This is a genomic window from Streptomyces beijiangensis (assembly GCF_017315755.1).
In the GTDB taxonomy this organism is placed as follows: domain Bacteria; phylum Actinomycetota; class Actinomycetes; order Streptomycetales; family Streptomycetaceae; genus Streptomyces; species Streptomyces beijiangensis.
This window is the reverse complement of sequence record NZ_JAFLRJ010001498.1, coordinates 1-369: the sequence shown is the minus strand read 5'-3', so window position 1 is coordinate 369 and position 369 is coordinate 1. Positions and strand designations below refer to the sequence as shown.

The 369-nt window shown below is 73.4% G+C and carries 1 protein-coding gene; it reads right to left on the bottom strand.

The window, feature by feature from the left end; genetic code table 11:
* A partial coding sequence (locus tag J0695_RS42405; RefSeq protein WP_242553824.1) for an FGGY-family carbohydrate kinase occupies positions 1–369 on the bottom strand: 369 nt, incomplete at both ends.

The following is a 369-nucleotide window of genomic DNA, read 5'->3' as shown; positions in this document are numbered from 1 at the left end:
TCTGCTCGTACAGGTTCAGATAGTGGTCGTAGAGCGCGGCGTACGTGGGGCCGTGTGCCGGGTCGGGGGTGACCGTGGATTCGATGGGGTTCCATGTGGCGATGTCCTCGCGGTGCGCGAGGCCGACGCCCACGGCGGCGAGGAACGCGTCGCCGTACGCGGCGCCGACGGTGTAGCGGGGCACCTGCTGCTCGCGGCCCGTGACGTCGGAGACGATCCGCGTCCACAGCTCGCGTGCCCCGCCGCCCACCGCGACGAGTCTGCGCGGGTCGCCGCCCGCCTCGGTCATCGCGGCCAGGTTGTGCCGTACGCCGAAGGCCGTGGCCTCCAGCGCGGCCCGGTACAGGTGCGCGCGTCCGTGCCGGAGGG